Origin of the sequence: Limnohabitans sp. (assembly GCF_046052825.1) — a bacterium.
Classification (GTDB): domain Bacteria; phylum Pseudomonadota; class Gammaproteobacteria; order Burkholderiales; family Burkholderiaceae_C; genus Limnohabitans.
This window is the reverse complement of sequence record NZ_JAVLFP010000098.1, coordinates 52,935-67,962: the sequence shown is the minus strand read 5'-3', so window position 1 is coordinate 67,962 and position 15,028 is coordinate 52,935. Positions and strand designations below refer to the sequence as shown.

Annotated in this window: 7 protein-coding genes and 1 pseudogene; 3 read left to right on the top strand and 5 right to left on the bottom strand. The window is 55.7% G+C overall.

Features of this window, described 5'->3' with window-relative positions; all coding sequences use genetic code 11:
- On the top strand, nucleotides 1-3,926 hold a 3,926-nt coding region (locus tag ACKWJN_RS15730; protein WP_408598468.1), incomplete at its 5' end, for a beta strand repeat-containing protein.
- A 57-nt stretch (nucleotides 3,927-3,983) separates the two neighbouring features.
- A complete protein-coding gene (locus ACKWJN_RS15725) occupies nucleotides 3,984-5,666 on the top strand; it encodes a ShlB/FhaC/HecB family hemolysin secretion/activation protein (protein ID WP_408598466.1) in 1,683 nt (560 codons plus the stop codon).
- Here ACKWJN_RS15725 and ACKWJN_RS15720 read toward each other — a convergent pair.
- The 4 genes from ACKWJN_RS15720 to ACKWJN_RS15705 form a co-directional block, all read right to left on the bottom strand.
- Nucleotides 5,650-7,809, bottom strand: coding sequence for a hypothetical protein (locus ACKWJN_RS15720; protein ID WP_408598464.1), 2,160 nt, complete (start codon nucleotides 7,807-7,809; stop codon nucleotides 5,650-5,652). The two genes, ACKWJN_RS15725 and ACKWJN_RS15720, sit on opposite strands and share 17 nt — an antisense overlap.
- A 130-nt stretch (nucleotides 7,810-7,939) precedes the next feature.
- Nucleotides 7,940-10,030, bottom strand: coding sequence for a TerB family tellurite resistance protein (locus tag ACKWJN_RS15715; RefSeq protein WP_408598462.1), 2,091 nt, complete (start codon nucleotides 10,028-10,030; stop codon nucleotides 7,940-7,942).
- 81 nt (nucleotides 10,031-10,111) lie between these two features.
- Nucleotides 10,112-11,521, bottom strand: a complete 1,410-nt coding sequence (locus ACKWJN_RS15710) for a sensor histidine kinase (RefSeq protein ID WP_408598460.1) — start codon at nucleotides 11,519-11,521, stop codon at nucleotides 10,112-10,114.
- The gene (locus tag ACKWJN_RS15705; RefSeq protein WP_408598458.1) at nucleotides 11,518-12,204 is read right to left on the bottom strand and encodes a response regulator transcription factor; all 687 of its coding nucleotides are present in this window, start codon (nucleotides 12,202-12,204) and stop codon (nucleotides 11,518-11,520) included. The genes ACKWJN_RS15710 and ACKWJN_RS15705 overlap by 4 nt, the downstream gene beginning before the upstream one ends.
- A gap of 132 nt (nucleotides 12,205-12,336) precedes the next feature.
- Here ACKWJN_RS15705 and ACKWJN_RS15700 point away from each other — a divergent pair.
- A pseudogene (locus ACKWJN_RS15700) lies at nucleotides 12,337-12,582 on the top strand (tripartite tricarboxylate transporter substrate-binding protein); the annotation flags it as partial.
- Nucleotides 12,583-12,786: 204 nt separating this feature from the next.
- On the opposite strand, the gene ACKWJN_RS15695 reads toward ACKWJN_RS15700, so the two are convergent.
- Nucleotides 12,787-15,027 (bottom strand): molybdopterin cofactor-binding domain-containing protein, encoded by a 2,241-nt coding sequence (locus tag ACKWJN_RS15695; protein ID WP_408598456.1) that lies wholly within the window; start codon nucleotides 15,025-15,027, stop codon nucleotides 12,787-12,789.
- Between the last annotated feature and the right edge of the window lies 1 nt (nucleotide 15,028).

The following is a 15,028-nucleotide window of genomic DNA, read 5'->3' as shown; positions in this document are numbered from 1 at the left end:
ACGCGTGCGTTGGTTGTCAACGCTTCTGGCACCAACGGCTCGGCAGTGTTCAATGCCGCAGCGGTGGCTCCGCAGCACTGGCATCGCTCAACGTCAGCGCCGCCAACATCTCGCTCAACGCCAGCTCGGTCAACACCTCGGGCAACCAAACCTACACGGGTGCCATCACCTTGAACCGCGATGTCAGCCTGTTGGCCACGGGCACCCACGCTGTCGTCACCGCCAACGGCACGCTCAACAGCGATGGCACAGCGCGTGCCTTGACTCTCAACGCTTCTGGCACCAATGGCTCTGGCGTGTTCAACGCCGCGGTGGGCAACACCGCTGCGCTGGCCTCAGTCAACGTCACTGCGGCCAACATTGCCCTGAACGCCAGCTCGGTCAACACCTCGGGCAACCAAACCTACACGGGTGCGGTCACCTTGAACCGCGACGTCAGCCTGCTGGCCACGGGCACCAACGCTGTCGTTACCGCCGACGGCATGCTCAACAGCGATGGCACGGCACGTGCCCTGACACTCAACGCCTCGGGCAGCAATGGCGCTGGCGTGTTCAACGCCGCTTTGGGCAACACCGCTGCACTGGCCTCGCTCAACGTCAGCGCCGCCAACATCTCGCTCAACGCCATCTCGGTCAACACCACGGGCAACCAAACCTACACGGGTGCGGTCACGCTGAACCGCGATGTCAGCCTGTTGGCCACGGGCACCAACGCTGTCGTCACCGCCAACGGCACGCTCAACAGCGATGGCACGGCGCGTACCCTGACACTCAACGCTTCGGGCAGCAATGGCTCTGGCGTGTTCAACGCCGCTGTGGGCAACACCTCAGCACTGGCCTCGCTCAACGTCACAGCCACCAACATTGCCCTGAACGCCAGCTCGGTCAACACCTCGGGTAACCAGACTTACGCGGGCACGGTCACGCTGAATCGCGATGTCAACCTGTTGGCCACGGGCACCCACGCTGTCGTCACCGCCCACGGCACGCTCAACAGCGATGGCACGGCGCGTGCCTTGACTCTCAACGCTTCGGGCACCAACAGCTCGGCGGTGTTCGAGGCCTCTGTGGGGAATACCGCTGCCCTGGCCTCGCTCAACGTCACAGCCACCAACATTGCCCTGAACGCCAGCTCGGTCAACACCACGGGCAACCAAACCTACACGGGTGCGGTCACCTTGAACCGCGATGTCAGCCTGCTGGCCACGGGCAGCAACGCCGTGATCACCGCCAACGGCTTGGTCAACAGCGACGGCACGGCGCGTTCGTTCACGCTCAACGCCTCTGGCAACCAGGGTCGCGTGTTGTTTGCCAGTGCCCTGGGTGGGAGCCAAGATTTGAGCGCCTTGAACGTGTCAGCCTCCAGCATCACGATCGGCGGCGGCGCCATCACAACCTTGGGCAACCAAAGCTACAACGGAGCGGTCACATTGGGCGCAGACACCCAATTGACCAGCACGGGCGCCCAAGGCGTGCTGAACCTCAACGGCACCGTCAACAGCGACAGCACCGCACGGTCCTTGACGGTCAACGCAGGGGCTGGCAACAGCACGCTGGAGATCACAGACTCGGTGGGGGCAACCCAAGCGCTGTCGCGTTTCACCAATGCGGCAGCGACCACGGTGATTGGCAATGCGTCCACGTTGTCGCCGGTGAGCATCGCCACCTTGAACGACCTGCAATTCACAGGCGCCGTGCAACTGCAGGCGCCCACCCATGTCGTCCTGGCCTCTGCGGGCACGCTGGCGGGCCAGGTGACTGGCTCGGCTGGCTTGTACAAAGAAGGCGCGGGCACGTTGCTGCTGACCCAAGCCAACAGTTTCACCGGCGCCATTCAGGTCAACGCGGGCACCTTGTCCACCTCGAACGCCCAAGGCTTGGGGGCAGACAGTGCCGCCATCCGTTTGGCCAGCGGCACGGTGCTGGACCTGCAAGGGGTGGCCGTCGGCACCAAAGCTTTGACACTGCAAGGGGCCACTTTGCGCGCCTCGAACGGCACCAGCAGTTGGGCGGGCCCCATCGCTTTGACGGCCGACAGCCGCATCGATGTGACGGGACAGCAGTTCACCGCCACAGGCGTGGTCGATGGCAGCCAATCTGGCTTGGCACTGTCGGGCACGGGTGCCGTGGTGATGCGCAATGCAGACAACACGCTGTCACGCTTGGCATCGGCCAACAGCACCGCATCGATTGACCTGAAAAACAGCACGGCGCTGAGCATTGGCAACGTGACCCCCCAAGGCGTGACTTATGCGGGGCTGCAAAGTGCCGGGGCGATCACCCTGGCCAGCACGGCGCCTGTGACCGTGATGGCCAATTCCAGCCTGGCCTCGACGGGTGGAGACATCGTGCTGCAAACGTCACGCTTCATCAACCAAGCAGGCGCCACAGCGCTGAGCACAACCGCCCCCCACACCTGGCAAGTTTGGAGCACCAACGCAACGCCGTTTGATGCCCTCAGCGGCGACAGTGCCAACACCCTGAACAACGATTACGTGTACTACAACGCCAACCGAGGTTCGTTGCAAAGCGTGCCGGCAGGCCATGGTTTGTTGTACAGCTACACCCCAGTTGCGGTGGTCAGCCTGACGGGCAGCGTGGTGAAAAACTACGACGGCACGAACCAAGCCCAACTGTCACCGGCGAATTTCAGGCTCTCGGGTGAAGTGGTGCAACGCACCGGCGAACACGATGTGCTGACCTTCAACAACCCACCCTACGGGCTCTATGTGAGCGCAGGAACCGGGGCTGCTGTCAAAGACGCAGGAGCCCAAAAAGACGTGGAAGTCACAGGCTTGGCGTTGACCGCCCAACAATCGGGCAAGCCCGTGTTCGGCTACACCTTTGCCAGCACCATCACGGGCCGTGTGGGTGAGATCCAACCCAAGCCTTTGGATTTGGCGTTCACCAAGGTCTACGAGGGCAACAACCGGTTTGACAACACCAACACGTACGTGCTCTCAGGGATGGTGGGCAGCGAAGCCTCGCCGCTGATCAACGCAGGCCAGGCCACCGTGACCAGCCCGAACGCGGGAACTTACAACCAGTTCACCAGCAGCTTGACGATCGACAACCCGAACTACACCCTGACCGGTGGCGCCCAACTGGCCACCATCAATAAGGCGCCTTTGGGCATTGCCATCAAGACTTTGTTCAAAGCCAAGACCGATCTGCCTGACATTGCAGCCCGAGACTTCAACGTGGTGGGGCTGCAAAACGGAGAATCAATTCCAAAAATCGACCTGCTGACGTTGGCCTACAAAGACGTCTCGCTCAACGACACCAACTACGTCAAATCGATCACCGTCAGCCCAGGCAATGGGGTGGCCAACATGGCCAACTACGCCATCACGCAAACGGTGAATGCGGTGCCCAAAGCGACAGATGGCGGCAACACCATGAACATGGTGAAACTGATGTCACCCGATGAAGTGATCACCTTCCCCGCCGCTCCGCCCCCGAGCTTGCCTGTGGTGAGTGCTCCAGCAGCTGCCCCAGCAGTACCAAGTGGTGCTGCACCGGCCCCCGCCCCTGCGCCTGTCGCGGCACCGGTGGCGGCGGCTGCCACGACCAACTTGACCATCCCCGGCATTCGCATCAACACCATCACCGCCCCCACGCCGCAAAGCTCGGGTCTGGTCACGGTCATGCTGCCTCAAGGCTCCACCAATGTGGCGACGGTGGGCTTGGTGATTCCATTGCCTCAACTCATCACGGCGCCCATCTCCAACACTGGCGGCGAGCCGCCACCGCTGAGCGTGACGCTGACCAACAACCAGCCTTTGCCAGCATGGATTCGCTATGACGAAACTCAAAAAGCATTGGTCACCTCACCCGACTCGCGCGCGACCTTCCCCATCACGGTGGTGATCACCGTGGGCGAGCAACGCACCGTGGTGGTCGTCTCAGAATCTCTGCAAAACTAATCCATCCTCATCGCCATGCAAGCCTTCCATCCCCTTCCCCGCCATCGTCCAACCTGTATGTCTTGTGCCAGCTGGCTGATGCTGATGCTGTCGTTGCCGGCCATGGTGCATGCCGCAGACCTCGACGCAGGTGCGTTGCAACAACAAATCGATCGCAGTCAAAATTTCAAGTTGCCACGCCAGATGGCCCCTGCGCTGCCCAAACCCCTGGCCAACAAACCCACCACCGGCTTGAAGATTTTGGTCAAGCATTTCAAGATCCAAGGCAACACCTTGATCGAGGAAGCCCAGCTGCAAGCCTTGCTGCAGCCCTACGAAGGCAAAGAGCTGTCCTTCAGTGACATCGAAGCGGTGGTGGCCGAGGTGGCAGAAGTGTTTCGCCAAGCCGGATGGACCGTGCAGGTGTATTTGCCTGAACAAGACGTCATGAATGGCGTGGTCACCATCCAGGTCGTGCAGGCGCGTTTTGGCAAAGTGGTGATCGAGGGTGACATACCCCGCCCCGCCACCCCCGAGTCACTCAAAGCCATCATTGCGGCACACCAGGCCAGCGGAGAGTTTTTAAGCTCGAAAAACATCGACCGCTCCTTGCTGATTGCCGATGATATTTCTGGCGTGTATGTGAATGGCAACCTGGCCGAAGGCACCCAAGAAAGCGAGACCGACTTGGTGTTGAAAGCGGCTCAACGGCCTTGGTACGACGGCAATGCCACGGCAGACAACACCGGCTCCCGGGGAACCGGCGCCAACCGCTTGGTGATGAATTTGAACTTCAACAGCATCTTGGGCAACGGCGACCAAGTCAGCACCAATTGGATTGAAACCAAAGCCAGCCGCTACTCACGCGTGGGCTGGACCGTGCCCGTGGGTGTGGATGGATGGCGGGTTGGCATGAACTCTTCTCACCTGGCTTACAGCGTGCTGCAGTTTCAAACCACGGTGGCCCCCACCGGCTCGTCCGACACCAAAGGCTTGGAAGCCAGTTACCCGCTGCTGAGGTCGCGCAACCAAAACTTGTACCTCAGCTTGGCCATGGACGAAAAGAGATTTCTCAACTTCAGCGAAGGCCAACTCGCGAGTGATTACTTCAACCGCGTGAAGTCCTTAAGCATGTATGGCAACAGCTTCGATGACTGGGGTGGCGGCGGCTCCAACACTGGCAGCTTGACCTACAGCGAGGGATTTTTGAATTTGGATGGTTCCCCGAATGCGTCTGAAATTGCGTCCACCACCCAAACCGCTGGGTCCTATCGCAAAATTCGTTACGCCTTGAGTCGCCAACAAGTTCTGGTTTCGGATTGGTCTTTTTATGGTTCTTTGTCGGGCCAGCGTTCGATGGCGAGCAAAAACCTCGACTCGTCAGAAAAGTTTTACCTCGGCGGCAGTTCAGGCGTGCGCGCCTACCCCAGCAGCGAAGCCGGTGGCGGCAATGGGGTGATGGGCAATTTTGAGTTGCGCTGGCAAGTGGATCCACGTTTGATGGTGACCAGCTTTTACGACATCGGACACGTGACCTTGTTCCCCGCCAAAAACTTGCAAGATGTGACGGCCTTGAATGCGTATTCACTCAAAGGTGCGGGTTTTTCTGCGGCCTGGCAAACCGCTGACGGTGCAACACTGAAAGTCATTTGGGCCCGACGCATCGGCGTCAACCCCAACGCCAACATCGAAACCGGCAAAGACTTGGATGGCTCCTTGTTCAGAACGCGTCTGTGGACCTCGGTCAATCTGCCGTTTTGATTTCTGACAAGGTGTCGAGCTTGACCTCGACCAAGGGCGCTTGATGCAGGCGAACGAGTTGGCCCGTCACGACTCTGGGATTCACACTGCGCACGGCATTGGTACTGGGGCTCCACAAAGAAAGCATGCAAAACGTGGTGGCAAGCTTGGCATACAACATCAAGTCACGCTTTTGAAGCCTGGGCTCAGGATTGACGCGCATCCTCTGCGGTGGTGCCTCATCCCATCCAGCGGCCTCAGACCCAGCTTGAAGGGCTTGTGACGTGTCATACGAAGTTGTTTGTGTCACAAGTTCAAAACGCGTCACGGATGTGGCTGTGGGCTCTGCCACATTGCCATCGAGTGATGGACTGTTGGCCGCAAAACGAGACAGATCGAGGTCGTTGCTGAACTCTGATGGTGCAAGCTGTTGCCAATTGGCAGAAAACACATCTTGTCCAATGATCTGGTGATTTGAGCCAAAGACGTGCGCCCCCACAGACTGGACATTGCTCTGAACATGCGTCTTGCCAAGGCCTGTTGAAGCGCTTGGGCGCTGAAGTGCCCTCGTTTCAAATTGCCGTTGCCGATCGGTTGGGCTGTCCAGATCCAACTTCTGCCGATCCGCATCCAAGGCGTCCAACTTTAAGGCTTGTTGATTCTCAGTCGATGGATGGATGTCCTCACCCTGTACGTTCGCGCAGACATCCGTCATGTCAAGGCCTATCTCATGGGTTGATTCCTTAACAGAATGAAGTAATGGGCTGACTAGATTCAATGTTTCAGATCCGTCGCGCTGGTTATCTTGGTGAAATTTAGCTTTCTTCACGACGGCTAACAGCAACTTATTTTTTGCTTCAAAAGCATCAAGTTGTTTGGTCAGTACTTCAATGTTTTCAAATAGATTCCTGACCCGGACATCAGGAGGTAAAACCACAAACAGTTTTGGGTCAACGCCATCGTCAAGTGCTTGGTAGTTTGACGTCTGAGAGTCCAGCGCAGAGAAAGTCGGTGTGTTGGATGACGAAGATGAATTTAGGGTAAGTTCAGCGGGACCATTGAACCCTGGCGTGTCACCTAGGATTTGAATGTTCAAGTTATCTTTGGCGTTGTGATCAACTTGGATGATGTTCTGGCTCGGTCCAACGTCTTTCTGCATTGCATCGGTGTTGTCAAGCAAGGTTCGATGAATTTCAATCCCAAGTTCATCGTCGGTCTTGGCCATGTCAAAGACGTCGGGCTGGACCGCCGCAGCGTCAACGGCGCGCAAGTGCGCGACTGGATTTTCAAATTGACTGACATCAAATGGTTTGAAATTTTTGACTTCTAAAACCTTATTGAATTTGTTGAAGTCTGCAATGTGCCAGTCAAAGACAGACATGATGCCCAAGAACAACTTGTACTCCACGACGGACACCACCCCATCGGACATCATGGAGTCGCAAACATTGATCAGCACGCAAAGTTTCTGCTTTTTGTTAAGCCCTCGTTGCATTCGCTTGAGGAAGTTTTCACGTTTGTTAGCCCGCACATAGCCCAAGGCCGCTATTTGTAAGCCGTCAAACTCAGCCACCACAGTTTCAAATTGACCGATCTCTTCTTGTGCCAGTCGACCATCTGCGCTCATCATGTAAAGCAAAGACACCGCCAAAGTCAAGTGCGGCGATATTCGGGGTCCATCTTGAATTTCGGCAAACGGGCCTAACACCGTTTTGTCATTTTTCAATTGGATCACTTGGAAATAGGGTCTGTATTCCTCCGGGCTGACACCAAATGCGTTCAGTAATGTCTCAAAAAATAACAATTCTGATGGCTCACAACGCCCATCGGAGAGCATCGAGTCGCAGACATTGGTCAGAATGCACAGTTTGTCTTGCATGCTGAGTACCAAGGGTGCTTGCTTGAGAAACGTCTCAACAGGCACCCTTTGCACATAGTCCAAGGCAAAGTTCAATAAGTTTTCGTTGTCACCAATAACCGCTTGGAGTTGGCTGGTTTCCTTGTCTTCAATCTGTCCGTCGGATGACATCATGTACAAGATACCGGCCACCAAAACTAGGGCCGGCGTCAGTGAATGGGAAGACGCTGTCTTTGCCACAGACACCGACTCTGCAGGTGCACTGCGATGTGGAAACGACTTTGCAAGAGCTTGAATTGCGGCCATGTCTGACCATAATCAAGTTCTCATTTGGCATGGGTGACAGCTACGTCACAGAGTCGATGAATGACTCAAATGTCATTTCGTGCGGAGGTGGACAGAGGCTATGTCCTCAGCCAAGAGACGCCTTGAACGATCAGAGTGACTTCACGGGTGCGACGCTGATGGGTGTTTGACTCTGGCGATTGAGTTTGCCAACAACCGATGAAGAGTTTTTAGGATAAATGGCCGCAATGTTTGTGCTCCATAGAGACAACATCAAAAATGTGGCACTGACCTTCACCAAGATTTTGAGGTCGCGGCGACGGCTGAGCTCGTCTGTTTGAGGCAGGTCTTTCGACGCCAAGCGACCGGTAGCCGATGAACGGCGCTTGTCACCTGGGTCGTTGGCTGCCAACAAGCCGGCTTCCTCATGGCCTGCAAAAGGCGCAGTTTGAGATGCACGATTTTTTTGAAATGCAACATCAGTGAGAAAAGCGTTGTTTGCGGCAGAAGTTGACACGTCAAGATCGTTGGGCGGGGAACGGGTGGATAGCGTTTGCCAATTGGCAGAGGTTTCACCCTCCCAGATTTTTTGATGATTGGCGCCATAAACTTCTGCGCCGACAAACTGCATGTTTGTCAGCTCTTGCTGCTTGTCCAATCCAAGCGCAGTCTCGTCTGAACCTGAAGTCAGGGATCCAAAATTGTCTTGATGTTTTGCTGCGGCTTCGCTTTGGATTTTTTCTTCAAGAAGTCGGCGTTCTTTTCCTGCAGCCAGCAGTTTTTTATTTTCTACTTCAAATTGATCAAGTTGCTCCGTCAGCTCCTCGATGTCTTCGAAAAGGTTTTTCACCCGAACTTCCGGTGTCAATACTTCAATGTGATCGACACTGGGTTCTTGCGCTAAAACTTGGATGTTCTCTACCTCAGGAACAAGCTCCAAGGTTTGTACATTGGGTTCAGGCGCTGCCACCTCAATCTGTATGCGTGACACGGGGGCAGCTTCAACATCCAAAGCCACCCGGTTGAAAATAGAGGCTTGGCCACCTAGCCACTTTGGTGCGGAGGCCTGTGCTTCCTCCGTCAAGCGTTGCTTGTTGACTTGCGGGGCAAGAGACTGATCCAACAGCTGCAAATTTTCAGTTGCGGCGCCAGCAGGAAGGGTTTGCAGATTCAAGTCATCTGTTGCATTGTGATTGACTTGGATGATGTTTTCGTCGGATCCGAAATCTTGGTGCACGCTTTCAATGTTGTCATGCATCGTGCGCCGAACTTCAATGCCAAGTGCGGACTCAGGTTGCGCGGACTCCAACATTTCGCCTTCAACCAGGTCATCGGTCAGTTCACGCCCATGGACGGTTCTGTTTTGGAATTTGCTGACATCAAAGGGCTTGAAGTTTTTGGTCTCCAAAACTTTTTGATACCGATCAAAGTCTTCCACACGCAGGCCAAACGCCATCACCATGCGCATGAAAAGTTTGTCCTCCACAACGGCGACTACGCCGTCAGCCATCATGGAATCGCACACATTGGACAAGATGCACAGCAATTGGGTGCTGCTCAACACAGGACGGGCTAGCTTGAAAAAGTCTTCGCGCTTGACCGAGCGGACAAAGGTTAACGCTGCTTTTTGCAACCCATCAAACTCACCAATGACCGTTTCGAGCTGACCAATTTCTTCCTGCCCAAGGTTGCCATCCGCACTCATCATGTAAATCAATGAAACGGCCAGGGCGAGATGAGGCGTGACCCTCTGAGAACCTTCTTGCAATGGAACAAACGGACCAAAGACCGATTTGTCGTTCTTGAGTTGAATGATTTTGAAATAAGGTTTGAATACTGTGGCAGTCACACCGAATGCAGACTGCATTTTTTCAAACAACTCCAGCTCAGCTGTTTCGCAACGCCCATCTGACAACATCGAATCACAGACGTTGGTCAAGATACACAGCTTGTCTTGCTGGCTCAACAAGACGGGGGCAAGCTTCAGAAAGTCGTCGATGGGGACCCTCTGCACATAAGCCAAGGCGTAGCTCAGTAATTCTTCATTGCCACCAATGACCGCTTGAAGTTGGCTGCTCTCCTCGTCCTCAATATGACCGTCGGAGGACATCATGTACAAAAGCGAGGCCGCCAACACCATCACCGGCGTCAATTCAATCGACCCAGAGATCTCCACCCCAGCTAAGCCAGCTGAGGTTTTGATCTTATCGATTGCGTGGTTTGTGGGTTGCGGTGCGGCCATGAGACACGATAGTCAATGGAATCGCACCTGTTGATGACATCTTTGTCATTTTCAAATACTAAATGTGAAAGTAATATTTTTTTACGACAAAACGTGAGCTGGTGGCACAGATTTCCTGTGGCAGGGTGCCTTGAGTTCGATGCAAACCCGTTGTTTGTCTTTGACAAGCAACGTCAAGACACCGTCGTGCAATTTGACAATCTCCTCGCACAAGCTCAAGCCCAAACCTAAGCCATCGACTTGACGGGTATGAGCGGCATCTCCACGGTAAAAACGCTCAAACGCCCTCTCGCTCAAATCGGCTGGAATATCAGAGCAAGGATTTTCAATGGTGAAAACAAAGCGATCCCCTTGTGTTGACAAACAGATGTCCACCCATCCATGCGCCACGTTGTATTTCAATGCGTTGCTGTATAGGTTGTAGATGCATTGCCTGATCAGGGTACGGTCACCCCACCAGAACACACCCGGCTCAATACGGCCACTGACCCGAAGATTGAATGGCAAGCCCTCAGCCTCTTCAACCAACTCTTCAAGTAAGGCAGTCAAATCGACTTCCGTGGGCTCTTCAACCAAGCAGTTGGCATCGGCGCGTGACAGCATCAGCAACTTTTCTGTGATTTCTATCAACCGGTCAATTTCTTCATTCATGCGAGAGGCTCGTATCTGGGCCCCTGACCCCTTAGCCAGTTCTTCGATCAATTGTTCCGAATTACCACGCAGTATGGCCAAGGGGGTTCTCAATTCATGCGAGGCATCGGATGCAAAACGACGCGCCTTGACAAAACTATCTGCCAAACGGTGACGCAAATCCTCGAACACAGCAACGAAGGTTCGGAACTCCAGAAACTGTGTGGGCAGCCCTATGGGCTGATTCAAACTCTTGGAGTCCAAGGCGGCGACCGCTTGTTCGATGTTGCGAATGGGCGTGAAGACAACCCGAACGATATACAGTGACATCAAGCTCAGAAGAACGAAAATGGTAGGCAGTACAAACACCAAGTTTTTATCGCGAAGCGCCCAAATCTCGTCCATGTATTGGTCCATGTAGCTTTGGGGCATCAACAACTTGGGGCTGTCTGCTACACCTGCTAATTTGACCAATTGCCAAGTCTGTTGATCGTTCACAACCTTGGCGTGATCGACGTCCTTGCTGAATCTAGTCCATGACAATTGAGGACGATTGGCGAGTGAACACAACGATGCGAGTTGGCCCTCGACCAGGGAAGAAGTCGAATCACATACCTCGTAATAATCCATCTCACTGTTGATCAGCACGCCAAGATGCAATTGCTTAGAACAGCTGATGAATTCTTCTTTTTGAAAAACTCGTGAGGAACAGGCATGGAGGCTCTTGCCCATGGTCTCAATCGAATGCTCTTGGAGCTGTGAAATCAATAGATTTTGAGCAATATAACGGTTTGCAAAAATGATCAAAAAGGTCAGCAACACCAGTCGAACAAAAACATGAAACTTAAAGGAAGTCTTCATGCATCTTCCTCCACTCTCAGCCGATATCCCACCCCACGAACTGACTCGATGGGCGACGCCTGGTCTGTTTTGTTTCTTCCCAGCTTGCTTTTGATTCGTCGCACACACACATCCACGACATTGGTTTCAGGATCGAAGTTTATTTCCCAGACATGCTTCAAAATTTGTTGGCGTGAATAGATGTGCCCAGGGGAGCGCATCAACAAAGCCAACAAACTGAACTCACGTTGACTCAAGACCGCAGACACCTCGTGCCATTGGGCTCTTCGGTCGACGACATTCATGGTCAATCCTTGGAAACTGATTTGATTGCTGGTTTCGGGGTTCTTGCGCGCCATGACCGCCTTGATACGCGCCACCAACTCTTCCACAAAAAAAGGCTTAGGCAGGTAATCATCCGCCCCCACCTCAAACCCCATCAAACGATCAGGCAAATCAACCTTGGCACTCAAAATGATCACTGGCGTGAGATTGCCGTTCTCACGCATTTGGCGCAACACATCAAAGCCCCCCAACTTGGGCAGCATGACATCAAGCACCACAAAGTCAAAGTTCATTTCCTCGACCATAGCCAATCCGGTGAGCCCGTCTTGCGCATGGGACATCTGAAAACCAGCCTGAGTCAAACCCTTGATCACAAATTCAGCGATCTTTGTCTCGTCTTCAATCAATAAAATTTTCATGATGCGCTTGTAAAAAATACCGACTTGATAAACTATTTTTCCGCCTGATTCTCCGTACTTTTGCAAACACAGTGCTGACCCTAAGTGACATCTCAGTCATTTTTTAGCCAAGCTTACGTTCTTCCTACCCTCATGCGCCCTGCTGTTCGAGATTTAGTTTGGTTGGGCTTGATTGCCGTTGTGACCCCACACCTCGGTTGGGCCCAAACGTATCCCACGAAGCCCATCACCCTGGTCGTGCCTTTTGCCCCAGGGGGCGGCACCGACAGCATTGCGCGTGATGTGGCGAAAACATTGAGCGAAAAATTGGGCCAACCCGTGGTGGTGGACAACAAGGGGGGTGACGGCGGCGCACTGGATGCCAACGCGGTGGCCAAGCGCGTTGGCAGCAAGAAGGCGCTCAAGCCGTCAGTGGCACCCCCGAGGAGTTTGCCCAGGCGCTGTCCCGCGAGTTGGTGCAATGGCGTGTGGTGGCCAAGGCCGCGGGCTTGCGCGGCGAGACGCCTTGACGCCCTTTCACGCCCCACGGCAGCCCAAGCGCAGGGGCGGGTGAGCACCGCGAAAGCGCACTCACCCACACATTCAAGCTTGGGTCAAGCCTGCTTTGACGCGGTCCGGCGTGAGCGGCAAGCGCCGGAAACGCACGCCGGTGGCATCGAACACGGCATTGGCCAAGGCAGCGCCCGTGGGGCCTTGCGAGGCCTCGCCCGTGCCGAGGAATGGCGCCCCCGGACGGTCGATCAACACCACATCCACAGGTGGCACTTCTGAGAAGGTCAAGATGGGATAGCTGGCCCAGTCGCTGGAGAGCACCTTGGTATCGTCGAACTTGACTTCTTCTTTGAGCGACCAGCTCAGCGACTGGATCAAACCGCCTTCGATTTGGTTGCTCACGCCATCGGGGTTGACGATGTGGCCCACATCCGCCGACGCCACCGCGCGCAGCACACGGATGCGCCCGTTGCGGCGGTTGACCTCGACCTCTAAGGCCACCGCGCAATAACCCGCGATGTTTTTGTAACGGGCAAAGGCGATGCCGCGTCCACGGCCTTCGGTCTTTTTCCAATCGGCCCAGCCAAAGGCTTTGGCCGCTTTGACCAAAGCATCACGCGCACGCTCGTCCTTCAAAAAGCGCAAACGGTATTCCACCGGATCGACTTTGGCCGCCGCTGCCAATTCGTCGATGAACGACTCGATGGCAAACACGTTGGCATACGCCCCCAAGCCTCGGGTGGACGAGGCACGCAGGGGCATGTCGGTGATGAAGTGGGTCAACACCTTGTGGCCAGGGAATTCATAGAGCGCAATGGCGTTGCGGTCGGCTGCGTAATTGGGCGGGCCACCATTGACGGGCACGGGCAGGGTGAAAGGCTTTTCCAGATAGCGCGCCGACAACAAGTTGCCAGGCTCGCCACTGGGGCGTGTGCCGTGTGGCGTGGACCACACTTGCAAGTCCCAATCCAGCACATGGCCTTGGGCATCCAAACCCGCTTGCACCTGGATTTCCATGGCCGAGCCATAGGGCTCCCAGGTGTGTTCTTGCTCGCGGGTGTACTGCAAGCGCACAGGGTTGCCGGGTACGGCTGCCGCCAACAGCGCGGCGTCGGCCGCAGCGTCGTCGGCCAGGTTGTGGCCATAGCAACCGGCACCTTGCATGTGTTGGCAGCGCACCTTGGCGGGCTCCATGCCGAGCATCTTGGCAATCGCCACGCTGGTTTCAAACACCGACTGGCTGTGGGTTTGAATCAACATCACCCCGTCTGCACCCAAGGTGGCAATGGCCGCCGAGGTGCCGATGGAGGCGTGCATGTGGTACGGGCGCTGGTAGGTGGCCTGCATGGTTTTCACCACGGGCTCGCCACCGGCACGCACCTGCGTTTTGGTGTCGATGCGTTTGTTGGGCTTGGTTTTGCGCAGCCATTCAAAGATGCCGTCGTGGCCTGGCAACACTTTGTCGACCTGCCACTTGGCCGAAGCAGCCATGGCTTTGGCGGCGGCCAGCGCTTGTTCTTCGCGCTTGGCGACCACACCCAAGAAGCTGCCGTTGCGCACGGCCTTGACCACGCCCGGCATTTTTTGTACGGCGGCCAAATTGACCGACAGCAACTTGGCTTGGTAGGTGGGTGGGCGCACGATGTGGCCAAACAGCATGCCTGCCGGACGGTGCTCTTGCACAAACATGGCTTGGCCCACCATCTTGGGCGTCAGGTCTACCCGGTTCACGGAGTGGCCGATGTAGCGGTGGCGGTGCGCGGGCTTGGGTTTGACTTGGCCCGTGGCTTCGCGGTTGAGCGCCTCGCCCGAGACCAGGTCCCAATAGGCCACTTGATCACCGCTGATGGCGCTGACCATGCCGTCGTGCACGCTCAAGGTGTCAAGGGGTTGCTTGAGTTTTTCTGCCGCCAAGCCGAGCAGGATGGCACGCACCTCTGCCGAGGCGTATTGCACGGCCGTGGCGCAATACGGCATCGAGAACGAGCCGGCGGTCACGCCCTCGTTGGGCACCAAGGCGGTGTCGCCCGAGATGACTTGCACACGCGACAAGTCGATGTCGAGTTCGTCCGCGCAAATTTGCGTGACGGCGGTCAAGATGCCTTGCCCCAACTCCACCTTGCCCACGAGCAGGGTGACGGTCTGGTTGGCGTTGACGCGCAGCCACGCGTTGAGTTTGCGGTGGGTGTTCAAGTCGCCGGGCAAGCGCGGTTTGTCAGTGACAGCTGCCGTCTGCGACAAGGCCGCATCCAACGGAATGCCAAAGGCCAACGAGACATAGCCCGTGGTTTTCAAGAAGCCACGGCGGGTGGCGGTGAGTGTGTGGTTCATG